Source organism: Streptomyces sp. NPDC024555, assembly GCF_055559335.1.
In genome coordinates this window covers 166,429-178,745 of the sequence record NZ_JBVHKV010000004.1, presented here as the reverse complement: position 1 = coordinate 178,745, position 12,317 = coordinate 166,429, and the positions used below count along the sequence as shown (strand labels likewise).

At 71.3% G+C, this 12,317-nt stretch carries 13 protein-coding genes; 4 read left to right on the top strand and 9 right to left on the bottom strand.

What is annotated here, in order from left to right; genetic code table 11:
* Positions 1-8: 8 nt before the first annotated feature.
* Positions 9-335 carry a hypothetical protein gene (locus tag ACZ4FH_RS08460; RefSeq protein ID WP_467303268.1) on the top strand — a complete coding sequence of 109 codons (327 nt, stop codon included), beginning with the start codon at positions 9-11 and terminating at the stop codon, positions 333-335.
* On the opposite strand, the gene ACZ4FH_RS08455 is transcribed toward ACZ4FH_RS08460, so the two are convergent.
* Entirely contained in the window at positions 321-680 is a 360-nt protein-coding gene (locus ACZ4FH_RS08455) for a winged helix-turn-helix transcriptional regulator (RefSeq protein ID WP_467303546.1), read from the bottom strand. The genes ACZ4FH_RS08460 and ACZ4FH_RS08455 overlap by 15 nt on opposite strands.
* Positions 681-827: 147 nt before the next feature.
* Here ACZ4FH_RS08455 and ACZ4FH_RS08450 point away from each other — a divergent pair, with 147 nt between their 5' ends.
* Positions 828-1,472 carry an NAD(P)-dependent oxidoreductase gene (locus ACZ4FH_RS08450; RefSeq protein WP_467303267.1) on the top strand — a complete coding sequence of 215 codons (645 nt, stop codon included), beginning with the start codon at positions 828-830 and terminating at the stop codon, positions 1,470-1,472.
* 13 nt (positions 1,473-1,485) lie between these two features.
* Here ACZ4FH_RS08450 and ACZ4FH_RS08445 read toward each other — a convergent pair whose 3' ends face one another.
* Entirely contained in the window at positions 1,486-1,743 is a 258-nt protein-coding gene (locus tag ACZ4FH_RS08445) for a Txe/YoeB family addiction module toxin (RefSeq protein ID WP_467303265.1), read from the bottom strand.
* Complete coding sequence (locus tag ACZ4FH_RS08440; protein WP_467303264.1) at positions 1,740-2,018, bottom strand: type II toxin-antitoxin system Phd/YefM family antitoxin; 279 nt, start codon at positions 2,016-2,018, stop codon at positions 1,740-1,742. Before ACZ4FH_RS08440 ends, ACZ4FH_RS08445 begins: the two co-directional genes overlap by 4 nt.
* A 103-nt stretch (positions 2,019-2,121) precedes the next feature.
* Here ACZ4FH_RS08440 and recD2 point away from each other — a divergent pair, with 103 nt between their 5' ends.
* Positions 2,122-4,458, top strand: coding sequence for an SF1B family DNA helicase RecD2 (gene recD2, locus ACZ4FH_RS08435; RefSeq protein ID WP_467303263.1), 2,337 nt, complete (start codon positions 2,122-2,124; stop codon positions 4,456-4,458).
* 129 nt (positions 4,459-4,587) lie between these two features.
* The gene (locus ACZ4FH_RS08430) at positions 4,588-5,886 is read left to right on the top strand and encodes a citrate synthase (RefSeq protein ID WP_383640265.1); all 1,299 of its coding nucleotides are present in this window, start codon (positions 4,588-4,590) and stop codon (positions 5,884-5,886) included.
* 511 nt (positions 5,887-6,397) lie between these two features.
* Here the strand turns inward: ACZ4FH_RS08430 and ACZ4FH_RS08425 are convergent.
* From ACZ4FH_RS08425 to ACZ4FH_RS08400, 6 genes are all read right to left on the bottom strand, one after another.
* Positions 6,398-8,734, bottom strand: coding sequence for a heavy metal translocating P-type ATPase (locus ACZ4FH_RS08425; protein WP_467303260.1), 2,337 nt, complete (start codon positions 8,732-8,734; stop codon positions 6,398-6,400).
* A 114-nt stretch (positions 8,735-8,848) separates the two neighbouring features.
* Entirely contained in the window at positions 8,849-9,157 is a 309-nt protein-coding gene (locus ACZ4FH_RS08420; protein WP_467303258.1) for a heavy-metal-associated domain-containing protein, read from the bottom strand.
* A gap of 163 nt (positions 9,158-9,320) precedes the next feature.
* Positions 9,321-10,175: an EamA family transporter gene (locus tag ACZ4FH_RS08415; protein WP_467303257.1), complete on the bottom strand. Its 855-nt coding sequence runs from the start codon at positions 10,173-10,175 to the stop codon at positions 9,321-9,323.
* Complete coding sequence (gene sbnB, locus ACZ4FH_RS08410) at positions 10,172-11,212, bottom strand: 2,3-diaminopropionate biosynthesis protein SbnB (protein ID WP_467303256.1); 1,041 nt, start codon at positions 11,210-11,212, stop codon at positions 10,172-10,174. The genes ACZ4FH_RS08415 and sbnB overlap by 4 nt, the downstream gene beginning before the upstream one ends.
* Positions 11,209-11,790 carry a thiamine pyrophosphate-dependent enzyme gene (locus ACZ4FH_RS08405; RefSeq protein ID WP_467303255.1) on the bottom strand — a complete coding sequence of 194 codons (582 nt, stop codon included), beginning with the start codon at positions 11,788-11,790 and terminating at the stop codon, positions 11,209-11,211. The genes sbnB and ACZ4FH_RS08405 overlap by 4 nt, the downstream gene beginning before the upstream one ends.
* Complete coding sequence (locus ACZ4FH_RS08400) at positions 11,790-12,314, bottom strand: thiamine pyrophosphate-binding protein (protein ID WP_467303253.1); 525 nt, start codon at positions 12,312-12,314, stop codon at positions 11,790-11,792. The genes ACZ4FH_RS08405 and ACZ4FH_RS08400 overlap by 1 nt, the downstream gene beginning before the upstream one ends.
* Positions 12,315-12,317: the final 3 nt, after the last annotated feature.

The following is a 12,317-nucleotide window of genomic DNA, read 5'->3' as shown; positions in this document are numbered from 1 at the left end:
GCGAGGGCATGACGTACGAGAGCCAGGAGATGCGGCTGCTGCCGTGGGAGGGGCAGGACGGGAAGCCGTGCTACGTGCTCGGGGACGGCGACGGGTACGTGTCGCGGATGGCCGACGGGGTGGAGAGCGTGCAGCTCGGGATGGCGGGGGAGTTGTTGCGGCATGCGGCGGACCTGCTGGCGGACCGGAAGGTCACGGAGGCGGAACTGCACTTCCTGGCCTGCCGGTTGAAGGAGTCGCTGGCCGATGTGAAGCGGGTGGCGGAGAGCCGGGGGTCGCGGCTGGGCGGCGGGGCCGTGGTGCCGGACGAGGCGGGGGCGTCAGTGGAGGGCTGAGCCGGGGGCGGCGTCCTCGTAGGCCTCGCGGGCGCCCTCGACCTCCGGGAGGTGTGCGGCGGCCCAGGCGCAGCAGGCGGCCATGGGGGCGAGGAGGGAGCGGCCGAGCGGGGTCAGGGCGTAGTCGACGCGGGGCGGGATTCCGGGGCCGACGGTGCGGGAGAGGAGGCCGTCCCGCTCCATCGAACGCAGGGTCTCCGTCAGCACCTTGGGCGTGATGCCGCGCAGCGGGACCGCGAGTTCGGAGAAGCGGCGGGGGCCGTCCTCCAGACAGCGGACGATCTTCGCGGTCCATTTGCCGCCGAGGCGGAACGGCGATTCGGTGGGGGCGCAGCCGGTGAACATCTCGGCGTCCAGGGGTTCGCTCACACCGTCGAGCGTACGGAACCGCCCTGGTGGATGTCGCTATCGTTGCGGAAACCATGGGGTGCCGTCCTAGCGTCGCGCCATCGGCCTGCGGGGATGCGCGGGCCCTGGTGGAGGGGGTACCCCATGAGCGGGATCGTGGTGTTCGGAGCCGGCGGGCGTGCGGGGCGGCGGGCGGTCGCGGAGGCGGCGGCGCGGGGGCACCGGGTGACGGCGGTGGTGCGGGACCCGGCCGCGCATCCGGGGCTCGGCGGGGACGGGGTGGACGTGGTCGCCGGGGACGTCACCGACGCGGACAGCGTGGCGGCGGTCGCGGCGGGGCACGACGCGGCGGTCCAGGCGGCGGGCCGGATGGACATGCCGTCGACGGAGTTCTTCGTGGGCGCGGCGCACGCGCTGCTGGCAGGGCTGGAGCGGGCGGGCGTGGGCCGGCTGGTGCTGGTCGGGATCGGCTCCACGCTGGAGGCGGAGCCGGGCGTCATGCTCCACGACACCCCGGGCTTCCCGCCGGACGCGCGGACCTTCTCCCTCGGCCACGCGGCCGAACTGGACGTCCTGCGCGCCTCCGATACGGACATCGACTGGCTGGTGCTCGCCCCGCCGGCGGTGATGCTCGACGACGAGGCGGAGCGCACCGGCCACTACCGGACGGGCGGCCACGCCCTGCTCCCGGACGCCGACTCCTTCTCGTACGCGGACCTCGCCGTCGCCCTGATCGACGAGGCCGGGACCCCTAAGCACAGCCGCTGCCTGACGGCGGTCGCGGGCTGAGCGTGCGGTGCGATCAGTTGTAGCGGTACCGGGCCTGCACGACGACGAGTTCGGACTCAGTGGCCTTGTACACCAAGCGGTGCTCGTCATCGATGCGTCTCGACCAGTAGCCGCTGAGGTCGCCACGCAGGGGCTCGGGCTTCCCGATGCCGTCGAAGGGATCGCGCAGGGTGTCGGTGATGAGCCGGTTGATGCGGCGGGTCATGCGGCGGTCGCTCTCCGACCAGAACGTGTAGTCGGCCCACCCACGCAAGCTGAACGTGAGCTTCATTCGCCGTCCTCGGCGTCCTCGCCGTCCGGCACGTCCACCAGTTCGTGGTGCTCCGTCCGGCCTCCTTCGACCTCTGCGATGGACTCCAGGAGCCGGCGGGCGTTGGCCGGCGAGCGCATCAGGTAGATCGTCTCCTGCCAGGAGGCGAAGTCCTCCTCCGACATGAGGACCGCATTCCCCTTGCGCGAGGTGATGTGGACAGGGGCGTGGTCCTCGTTCACCTTCTCGATCAGCGGAAAGAGGTGCTTCCGGGCTTCACTGGCCGTGATCGACATGACGAACCTCTTCCCACGGTGAGCCACTGGTACCAGTCATGGTACCAGTGGCTCTTCGCGCGCGACCTCTCGTGATGTCACCCCCGCCCGATACCGTCGCCCCATGTCCACCGCGTCCACCACGCCGTCCGCCTCCCCCGCTCCCCACCTCGCCGTCCTCGAAGGCGTCCTCGAACGGATCACGTACGCCAACGAGGAGAACGGCTACACGGTCGCGCGGGTCGACACCGGGCGGGGGAGCAACGACCTGCTGACCGTGGTGGGGTCGTTGCTGGGGGCGCAGCCGGGGGAGTCGCTGCGGATGGAGGGGCGGTGGGGGTCGCATCCGCAGTACGGGAAGCAGTTCACCGTGGAGAACTACACGACGATTCTCCCGGCGACGATCCAGGGGATCAGGCGCTATCTCGGCTCGGGGCTCATCAAGGGCATCGGGCCGGTCATGGCGGACCGGATCACCACGCACTTCGGGGTGGACACGCTCGACATCATCGAGCGGGAGCCGAAGCGGCTGGTGGAGGTCCCGGGGCTGGGGCCGAAGCGGACGAAGATGATCGCCGTCGCCTGGGAGGAGCAGAAGGCGATCAAGGAGGTGATGGTCTTCCTCCAGAGCGTCGGGGTGTCGACGTCCATCGCCGTCCGTATCTACAAGAAGTACGAGGACGCGTCGATCTCCGTCGTGAAGAACCAGCCCTACCGGCTGGCCGCCGACGTCTGGGGCATCGGGTTCCTGACCGCCGACCGGATCGCCCAGGCCGTCGGGATTCCGCACGACAGCCCGGAGCGGGTCAAGGCCGGACTGCAGTACGCGCTGTCGCAGTCCAGCGACCAGGGGCACTGCTTCCTGCCCGAGGAGCGGCTGATCGCGGACGGGGTGAAGCTGCTCCAGGTGGACACCGGCCTTGTCATCGAGTGCCTGGCGGAGCTGGCGGAGGAACCGGAGGGGGTCGTCCGGGAGAAGGTGCCCTCGCCGGAAGGGGGCGAGCCGGTGACGGCGGTGTATCTGGTGCCGTTCCACCGGGCGGAGATCTCGCTGGCCGCTCAGGTGCGGCGGCTGCTGCGGACGCCGGAGGAGCGGATGCCGGCCTTCGCGGACGTGGACTGGGACCGGGCGCTGCGCTGGCTGGCCGGGCGGACCGGGGCCGATCTGGCGCCGGAGCAGGAGGCCGCGGTGCGGCTCGCGCTCAGCCGGAAGGTGGCGGTGCTGACCGGCGGGCCCGGCTGCGGGAAGTCGTTCACCGTCCGCTCGATCGTGGAGCTGGCCCGTGCCAAGCAGGCCAAGGTGGTGCTGGCCGCGCCCACCGGCCGGGCTGCGAAACGGCTCTCCGAGCTGACCGGGGCCGAAGCCTCCACCGTGCACCGGCTGCTGGAGCTGAAGCCGGGCGGCGACGCGGCGTACGACCGCGACCGCCCGCTCGACGCGGACCTCGTCGTCGTGGACGAGGCCTCCATGCTCGATCTGCTGCTCGCCAACAAACTCGTCAAGGCCGTGGCACCCGGTGCCCATCTGCTGCTCGTCGGGGACGTGGACCAGCTGCCATCCGTCGGCGCGGGCGAGGTGCTGCGGGATCTGCTCGCCGAGGGCGGGCCGGTCCCCTCGGTCCGGCTGACCACCATCTTCCGGCAGGCCCAGAAGTCGGGCGTGGTCACCAACGCCCACCGGATCAACCAGGGCATACCGCCCGTTACCGATGGGCTCAAGGACTTCTTCCTCTTCGTCGCCGACGAGACGGAGGACGCCGGGGTCCTCGCGGTGGACGTCGCGGCCCGCCGGATTCCGGCCAAGTTCGGACTCGACCCGCGCCGCGACGTGCAGGTCCTCGCCCCGATGCACCGGGGGCCGGCCGGGGCGGGCCATCTCAACGGACTGCTCCAGCAGGCCATCACCCCGGGCCGCCCCGGCCTCCCCGAGAAGCGGTTCGGCGGCCGGGTCTTCCGGGTCGGCGACAAGGTCACCCAGATCCGCAACAACTACGACAAGGGCGAGAACGGCGTCTTCAACGGCACGGTCGGCGTCGTCACCGCCCTCGACCAGGACGAACAGCGGCTGACCGTCCTCACCGACGAGGACGAGGAGATCGGCTACGACTTCGACGAGCTGGACGAGCTGTCCCACGCGTACGCCATGACGATCCACCGCTCCCAGGGCAGCGAGTATCCGGCGGTGGTCGTCCCGGTCACGAAGAGTGCCTGGATGATGCTCCAGCGCAACCTGCTGTACACCGCCGTGACCCGGGCCAAGAAGCTCGTCGTCCTGGTCGGCTCGCGGCAGGCGATCGGGCAGGCGGTCCGCACGGTTTCCGCAGGCAGACGCTGTAGCGCGCTCGATTTCCGGCTGCGCGGGGGGCCGGAAGGAGGACTCTCGGAAAAAATGATCGATCAAAACGGTGGGAAACATCACGGAGGTCTTCCGCAACCGCAGTCAAGGGGGCAGGATGAATAAGTTCGCGGCACTCAGTGCCGCGAGTAGGTCCAATGGACGACCCCGAGTGCACTCTCCTGAGCCAAATGGGGGAGGGTGGAGACAGTCAGGGAACCTCGAAGAAGAGGCACTACGTCGGTGAGGGATGACGTGAGCGAGCACACCAACAACGCTGTAGTACTCCGGTACGGCGATGGCGAGTACACCTACCCGGTGATCGACAGCACCGTCGGCGACAAGGGCTTCGACATCGGGAAGCTCCGGGCGAACACCGGCCTGGTGACGCTGGACAGCGGATACGGCAACACCGCTGCCTATAAATCCGCCATCACGTACCTCGACGGCGAGCAGGGCATCCTGCGCTACCGCGGGTACCCGATCGAGCAGCTCGCCGAGCGTTCGACGTTCCTCGAAGTGGCGTACACGCTCATCAACGGTGAGCTTCCCAAGGTCGACGAGCTGGCGACCTTCAAGAACGAGATCACCCAGCACACGCTGCTGCACGAGGACGTCAAGCGCTTCTTCGACGGCTTCCCGCGCGACGCCCACCCGATGGCCATGCTGTCCTCGGTCGTCAGCGCGCTGTCCACGTTCTACCAGGACAGCCACAACCCGTTCGACGAGGAGCAGCGCCACCTCTCCACGATCCGGCTGCTCGCCAAGCTCCCGACGATCGCCGCGTACGCGTACAAGAAGTCGATCGGTCACCCGTTCGTCTACCCGCGCAACGACCTCGGCTACGTCGAGAACTTCCTGCGGATGACCTTCTCGGTCCCCGCCCAGGAGTACGAGCTGGACCCGGTTGTCGTCTCCGCCCTGGACAAGCTGCTCATCCTGCACGCGGACCACGAGCAGAACTGTTCGACCTCCACCGTGCGTCTGGTCGGCTCCTCGCAGGCCAACATGTTCGCCTCCATCTCCGCCGGCATCTCGGCGCTGTGGGGCCCCCTGCACGGCGGTGCCAACCAGTCCGTGCTGGAGATGCTGGAAGGCATCCAGGCCAACGGCGGCGATGTCGACTCCTTCATCCGCAAGGTGAAGAACAAGGAGGACGGCGTCCGCCTGATGGGCTTCGGCCACCGGGTGTACAAGTCCTTCGACCCCCGCGCCAAGATCATCAAGGCCGCGGCCCACGACGTGCTGTCCGCGCTCGGCAAGTCCGACGAGCTGCTCGACATCGCGCTCAAGCTGGAGGAGCACGCGCTCTCCGACGAGTACTTCGTCTCGCGCAACCTCTACCCGAACGTGGACTTCTACACGGGCCTCATCTACCGCGCGATGGGCTTCCCGACGGAGATGTTCACCGTGCTCTTCGCCCTCGGCCGCCTCCCGGGCTGGATCGCCCAGTGGCACGAGATGATCAAGGAGCCGGGTTCCCGCATCGGCCGCCCGCGCCAGATCTACACCGGCGAGGTCCTGCGTGACTTCGTCCCGGTCGAGGCCCGCTGAGCTTCGTAGCACCACCCCGGCCCGCCGGCCGGCTGCCTTCGCCCCTGACCACCGCGCTTTCGCACAGAGCGCGGTGTCCGGGGCGATCTGCTTTTTCCGGCCGCCGCTCCCGGCGGAGGGGGGAGCGCTCCCGCGGAAAGAGAGAAGCGCCCCGCCATCGATCCCCCCACGGGCCGACAGCGAGGCGCTTCCCATGTCCCGGAGCGGATTCCCCCCACGGGATCCGGCCGGGCGTTCGTCGGGAGCCGAAGCTCCTGGGTGTTCCTCGGTGCTGCTGTTGTGCGTACCGCGCTGTTCCTCGTGCTGCTGCGGTCTGCCGGGGTACGTACGTACGGGAGGGCCGCTCAAAGCTCCCCGGTGCACGTGCCCCGGCCAACGCTTGCCAGGAGCGTCCCCCAAGACCCTCCTCCGGACGTCCCCCAAGACATCCTTCTGGCATCGCACTCTTAGACTCGCGAACCCACCGAATGGTTACCCTGAAACCGGTGTGATCTGGGTCTCGTTGTGGATATTACGTGAAGGACCGCAGGCGCAGGCTGTTGGTCACGACGAGGACCGATGAGAAGGCCATCGCCGCTCCCGCAATCATAGGGTTGAGCAGCCCAAATGCCGCAAGGGGTAGGGCGGCGAGGTTATAGGAGAATGCCCAGAAGAGGTTGCCCCTGATGGTGCTCAGGGTACGCCGGGAGAGTCGGATCGCCTCACCCGTCACCTTGAGATCTCCACGAACCAGGGTCAGATCGCCCGCCTCGATCGCGGCGTCCGTGCCGGTGCCCATGGCCAGCCCCAGGTCGGCGGTGGCGAGCGCCGCCGCGTCGTTCACCCCGTCCCCGACCATCGCCACCGAACGGCCCTGCTCCTGGAGGCGCCGGACGACGTGCGCCTTCTCCTCGGGCAGCACCTCGGCGTACACCTCGTCGATCCCGACCTCGGCGGCGACCGACTCCGCGACCGCCCGGTTGTCGCCGGTCAGCAGGATGGGCGTGAGCCCCAGCGCGCGCAGTTCGGCGACCGCCTCGGCGCTGGTGTCCTTGACGGCGTCGGCGACCTCGACGACCGCGCGTGCCTCGCCGTCCCAGGCGACCGCGATGGCGGTCCGGCCCGCGGCCTCTGCCTCCGCCTTGCGGAGCGCCAGCTCCTCCGGCAGCCGGATCTCCCACTCGGCCAGCAGCTGCTCCCGGCCGACGAGGACGGCGTGGCCCTCGACGACACCCTGAACACCCAGCCCGGGGACGTTCGCGAAGTCCTCGGGGGTGGGGAGCGGGGCTCCGGTGCGCTCCGCGGCTCCGGTGGCGACGGCCTGGGCGATGGGGTGCTCGGAGGCGTGTTCCAGGGCTCCGGCGAGGCGCAGGACGTCGGTCTCGGTGGTGCCGGGGGCGGTGTGGACGGTCTGGAGGGTCATGCGGCCGGTGGTGACGGTGCCGGTCTTGTCCAGGACGATGGTGTCGACGCGGCGGGTGGTCTCCAGGACTTCGGGGCCCTTGATGAGGATGCCGAGCTGGGCGCCGCGTCCGGTGCCGACCATGAGGGCGGTCGGGGTGGCCAGGCCCAGGGCGCAGGGGCAGGCGATGATCAGGACGGCGACCGCCGCCGTGAACGCGGCCGTCACATCGTCCGTGACCAGCAGCCACACGACCAGCGTCACCAGGGCGATCAGCAGCACCACGGGCACGAAGACCGCCGAGATCCGGTCGGCCAGCCGCTGGACCTCCGCCTTGCCGTTCTGCGCGTCCTCGACCAGCTTCGCCATCCGGGCGAGCTGGGTGTCGGCGCCGACCCGGGTCGCCTCCACGACCAGCCGGCCCGAGACGTTCACCGTGGCGCCGGTGACCGCGTCCCCGGCCCGCACGTCGACGGGCACGGACTCACCGGTCAGCATCGAGGCGTCGACCGCCGAAGCGCCCTCCACCACCGTGCCGTCCGTGGCGATCTTCTCGCCGGGGCGGACGACGAAGCGGTCGCCCACGGCGAGCCGGCCGACCGGGACGCGGACCTCCGCCCCGTTCCGCAGGACCGCCACGTCCCGCGCGCCCAGATGCATCAGCGCCCGCAGCGCGGAACCGGCCTTCCGCTTGGACCGGGCCTCCAGATAGCGGCCCAGCAGGAGGAAGGTGATGACGCCCGCCGCGACCTCCAGATAGATGGTCGAGGCCGCGTCCGCGCGGGAGACCGTGAAGTCGAAGCCGTGCCGCATCCCCGGCATCCCGGCGTCACCCAGGAACAGCGCCCACAGCGACCAGCCGAACGCGGCGAGCGTCCCGACCGACACCAGGGTGTCCATCGTGGCCGCGCCGTGCCGCAGATTGGTCCAGGTCGCCCGGTGGAAGGGCAGCCCGCCCCAGACCACGACGGGGGCGGCGAGCGTGAGCGAGAGCCACTGCCAGTTGTCGAACTGGAGCACCGGGATCATCGCCAGCGCCACGACGGGCGCCGCGAGCACCGCCGACACGGTCAGCCGCTGCCGCAGGGCGGCCGTCTCGGTGTCCGGCTCCTCGGACGGCTCCGGACCGCCGGTCTCCCCGGCGGTCTCCGGGGCCGCGTCCGGTACGGGCTCCGGAGCCGGCGGCGGGACCGGCCGCGCCGTGTACCCCGTCCGCTCGACCGTCGCGATCAGATCGTCGAGCCCCGTCCCGGGGCCGTAGGCGACCTTGGCCTTCTCGGTCGCGTAATTGACGGTGGCGGTGACCCCGTCCATCCGGTTCAGCTTCTTCTCGACCCGGGCGGCGCAGGACGCACAGGTCATCCCGCCGATCGTCAGCTCGGCCTCGGAGGCCTGCGGGGCCCGCGGGTCCCGTGGGTCTTCCGGGCCGTCCGCCGCCGGAACCTGGACGTCTGGTGCGCTGTGCATGTCCGAACTCCTGAAAACGCCGACCGGGCCGTGCCCTCCCAGTATCTGCTGGTCGGCCCGGCCCGGCGGCAAGGGGTGGTGCGGTGGTGCGGTCGTACGGGACCGGCGGCGTGTTCAGGCCCGGCCGGCGAGCTCGTAGCCCGCCTCGTCCACGGCGGCGCGCACGGCCTCGTCGTCCAGCGCGGCCTCGGAGACCACCGTCACCTGCCCGGTCGACGCCACGGCCTTCACGGAGGTGACACCCTTGATGGCGGAGATCTCCTCGGAGACCGCGCCCTCGCAGTGCCCGCAGGTCATGCCGGTCACCTGGTAGACCGTGGTCACCCCGCCCGGCGCGGCCTCGGTGCTCGCCTCGCCGTGGCAGGAACCGCTGGGCGAGCAGCAGGAGCCGGTCGCCTGGGGGAGCTGGGTCTCGGCGGTCATCGTGTTCTCCTCTTCGACGAGCACAGTATGGGTGGGACGGCAGGGGCCCCTGAGGACTCCGGTGAAGGCTGGTGCGCCCTCACACCCATGACTATATACCCCTAGGGGGTATGAATGCGAGCGGGTGCGCCCGTTCGCGCGCGTCGGGACCCCGGCATACGCGCTAATGGGCCGCTCCCAGCAGGACGACGCCGAAGACCACCACCGCCCCGGCGCAGATCCGGCGGCGGCCGAGGGGCTCGTGGAAGAACACCGCGCCGATCACGGCGGCCCAGATGATCCCGGTCTCCCGCAGGGCGGCGACCTCGGACGCCGGGGAGCGGGTCTGGGCCCAGAGGACGGCCCCGTACGACAGGGCGGCGACCAGGCCGCCGACGGCGGAGCGGGTGCGGTCGGGGCGCAGCAGATCGGTCAGCGGTCGCTTGCGCAGCCGGGGCATCAGCAGGGCGACCAGGACGCCCTCCAGGGCGGCCATCCACGCCGTGTAGCCGAAGGCGGAGCCGGAGCGCCGTACGCCGACGGCGTCGATCAGGGTGTACGCGGCGATGGTCGCGCCGGTGGCGAGGGCGGCGCGGACCGCCGGGCCGCCGACCCCGCGGCCCGGCAGCCCGCCCAGGGAGAGCACGGCGAGGCCGCCGCAGACCGCGAGGAGCCCGGCCAGCTGGACCGGGCCGAGGCGTTCGCCGAGGAGGGCGACCGCGACCGCGGCGACGCCGATGGGGGCGACGCCGCGGGCGACCGGGTAGACCTGGCCGAAGTCGCCGAGCCGGTAGGCCCGGGACAGCTGGGCCATGTAGACGGCGTGCACCGCCGAGGAGGCGAGCAGATAGGGCAGGCTCGCCGGGGCGGGCAGGGCGAACAGCGGCAGCAGGGGAAGACACAGCACGGTCTTCGTGACGCTGATCAGGGTGAGCCCGGCGTCCCGGTCGCGGGCCGCCTTGGCCAGGGTGTTCCAGGCCGCGTGCAGCAGCCCCGCGGCCAGGACGACGGCGGTCGGGAGCGCCTGTGCGAGCGTCACCCCGCGGCCGGCGGGGCCTCGTGCCGGCGCAGGTCGTGGAAGAACCCCGGGACGGACGCGAGCCGGCCCGCGGCGGCGAGCCGGTCGTGGACGTGCCGGGCCAGCGCCAGATCGAGCACCCCCAGGCCGAAGGGCGAGAAGACCACGGTGCGGTCGGCCGGGACCGCGCGCTCCCCGGTGAGGTGGTCGTACAGCGTCCCGTCCACGAAGCCGCGGTGGCCGACGAGCTGTTCGGCGAGGTGCGGGGAGGTGTCGGCCTTCAGACAGTGGTCGACGTCGTCGAGCACGTTGTAGGCGCCGAGGATCACCTCCGGGCCGAGATCGCGCAGCGAGATGTTCAGCACCAGGGGGTGGTGGCCGAACCAGGCGGGATCGGTGAGGTGCGGGGCGGGGGCCACCGTGGCGATCACCAGGAGATCGCTGGCGCGGACCAGGTCCTCCGAGGTGGCGTGGAGCTCCGCGGCGGCCCCGTGACCGGCCAGATAGGCGGCGAAGCCCTCGGCGTGCGCGGGGTCGCTGTCGTGGACACCGGCCCGGGAGACGTCGAAGCCGATGGCGCGCAGATGGTCGTGGAGGTAGCGGGCGATCAGCCCGGTGCCCAGGAAGCCGATCCGGGCCGGCCGGACCCCGCGGGCGCGGGCGAGCCGGTCGGCGGCGAGCGCGGCGGAGGCGGCCGTGCGGGCCGCGCTGATGATGGAGCTCTCCAGACAGGCGAACGGATAGCCGGTCGCCGTGTCGTTGAGGATCAGCACCGCCGAGGCCCGGGGCAGCCCGGCGGCGACGTTCTCCGGAAAGCTGGAGATCCACTTCATGCCGTGCACACCGACCTCGCCGCCGACCGAGGCGGGCAGGGCGATGATGCGCGAGGACGGCCGGTCGGGGAAGCGCAGGAAGTAGGAGTCGGGATTGACGGTGCTCCCCTCGCCGTGCAGCCGGTAGGCGCGTTCGACCACGTCGACGACCTCCTTCTCCCGGCCGGCGAGGACGTCGTGGACCTGGCTGCCGGGGATGACCGAGAAGGCGGGTGCGGTGTTCACGCGGTGGCTCCCTGGAGGGTGCGGGCGGGTCCGGCGAGGGCGCCGCGGACCCGCTGGACCAGTTCCTGCGGGGTGTGGGTGACCCGGCGGCCCGCCCCGTCGCCGCGCGGGCCGGTCAGGGCGTGGAGCAGGGTGAGCCCGGGGCCGAGCGCGGCGGCGCGCAGTTCGGCGGCGTCGCGGACCAGGACGGTGTGCGGATAGCCGGCGGCCCGTGCCAGCGCGGTGAAGTCGGAGCGCTGGACGGTGCGCTGTCCGCCGGTGCTCTCGTGCATGCCGTTGTCGGCGACCACGTGCAGCAGGTCCGCTCCGGTGGCGGCGAGCAGCGGGAGCACCCCGAGGTTCATCAGCAGCGAGCCGTCGCCGTCCAGGGCGACGACGGTGCGGCCGGGGCGGGCCAGGGCGATGCCGAGGGCGATCGGGGCTGCCATGCCCATGGAACCGACCAGATAGAAGTTCTCCGGCCGGTCGGCGGCGTTGAAGAGTTCGCGGCTGGTGTAGCCGCAGGTGGAGACGATCACCGCGTCGGGGTGGCGGCGCAGCAGTTCCAGGGCGATCTCGGAGAGCGTGAGCGGGGACATCAGATGCCTTCCCGGACGACGAGGACGGCGCAGCGGGCGCGCTGTTCCATCTGGGCGAGGACCGCGGCCACCGAACCGGCCACGTCGGTGTGGTCGAGCACGGTGTGCGGAAGGTCGAACAGGTCGAGCAGGCGGAGCAGTTCGGCACCGATCACGTCGTGCTCGACGGCGTCGTTGCCGTCGTGCCCGCGCCAGCTGACCACCAGCAGCACCGGGACGTCGTAGATCAGGTTGAACGAGGTGAGCACGTTCAGGCAGTAGCCGAGACCGGAGTTCTGCATCAGGGCCACGGCGCGCTCGCCGGCCACCACCGCCCCGGAGGCGATGCCGACCGCGCTGTCCTCGCGCGGGGCGGGGACGTACCGCAGACCGGACAGCGCGGGATCGGACGCGGCGTTCTCCAGCAGGCGGAACGCCCCGGCCAGCAGGCTGCAGGGGACTCCGGTGGCGATCGTGAAGCCGTGGCCGGCGAGGTCTTCGAGCAGGGCGCGGGCCGCGCCCGTGTCGGTGGCGGTGGCGGACATGGT

Excerpts from the sequence above, each read along its gene's own strand:
- ACZ4FH_RS08420 (WP_467303258.1), bottom strand. The coding sequence starts at position 9,157 with ATGACCGCCGAGACCCAGCTCCCCCAGGCGACCGGCTCCTGCTGCTCG.
- recD2 (WP_467303263.1), top strand. The coding sequence starts at position 2,122 with ATGTCCACCGCGTCCACCACGCCGTCCGCCTCCCCCGCTCCCCACCTC.
- ACZ4FH_RS08460 (WP_467303268.1), top strand. The coding sequence starts at position 9 with ATGACGTACGAGAGCCAGGAGATGCGGCTGCTGCCGTGGGAGGGGCAG.
- ACZ4FH_RS08450 (WP_467303267.1), top strand. The coding sequence starts at position 828 with ATGAGCGGGATCGTGGTGTTCGGAGCCGGCGGGCGTGCGGGGCGGCGG.
- ACZ4FH_RS08445 (WP_467303265.1), bottom strand. The coding sequence starts at position 1,743 with ATGAAGCTCACGTTCAGCTTGCGTGGGTGGGCCGACTACACGTTCTGG.
- ACZ4FH_RS08405 (WP_467303255.1), bottom strand. The coding sequence starts at position 11,790 with ATGTCCCCGCTCACGCTCTCCGAGATCGCCCTGGAACTGCTGCGCCGC.
- ACZ4FH_RS08455 (WP_467303546.1), bottom strand. The coding sequence starts at position 680 with ATGTTCACCGGCTGCGCCCCCACCGAATCGCCGTTCCGCCTCGGCGGC.
- ACZ4FH_RS08425 (WP_467303260.1), bottom strand. The coding sequence starts at position 8,734 with ATGCACAGCGCACCAGACGTCCAGGTTCCGGCGGCGGACGGCCCGGAA.
- ACZ4FH_RS08440 (WP_467303264.1), bottom strand. The coding sequence starts at position 2,018 with ATGTCGATCACGGCCAGTGAAGCCCGGAAGCACCTCTTTCCGCTGATC.
- ACZ4FH_RS08400 (WP_467303253.1), bottom strand. The coding sequence starts at position 12,314 with ATGTCCGCCACCGCCACCGACACGGGCGCGGCCCGCGCCCTGCTCGAA.